1 protein-coding gene is annotated in these 472 nt (G+C 47.0%); it reads right to left on the bottom strand.

Translation table 11 applies throughout. The annotated features are described in order from the left end of the window. On the bottom strand, positions 1–472 hold a 472-nt coding region (locus BBG47_RS28430; protein ID WP_139070845.1), incomplete at both ends, for a LysR family transcriptional regulator substrate-binding protein.

The raw sequence follows: 472 nt of genomic DNA, 5'->3' as shown, positions 1-472 counted from the left end.
AATGTCAAAGCGGTCTCGAACCGCTCGATTTCAAATTTGATGTTCGGTGATGCTTGTTCAAGCGCAAAGGCTCTCAAAATATCTTCTCTCGTCTGGAAACCTTCCATGCTAATAATGAAGGGTTCTTTCTCCAACTCTTTGAATGTAATGGAATCCTTCTGGGCTAAAGCGTGTTCCCGATGCAGCACCAGGACTAACCTTTCCTTATACAAAGGGAGCGATTCAATATCGTCTTCATGGATGCACTGGTTCGTAATGACGAGGTGGGTATGGTATTTCCGCAAGGAATCGACGACCGCCTTCCTGCTCAGCACCTCGAACAGCTTAATATGCATCGAAGGAAAGCGGCTGTGATATTCACGGATCACTTGGGGCACCCACTGTCTCACGGACTCGATCATGCCAATCACGAGCTCCCCTCTTCCGGTCAGCTTTACTTCCTCCATCTCTTTTTTCAAAATGTTCATTTGGG

The organism is Paenibacillus sp. KS1 (genome assembly GCF_001680695.1).
GTDB classification, from domain to species: Bacteria; Bacillota; Bacilli; order Paenibacillales; family Paenibacillaceae; genus Paenibacillus_B; species Paenibacillus_B suaedae.
Note: the sequence above shows the minus strand (reverse complement) of the source record. Positions and strands in the feature narration are given on the sequence as shown.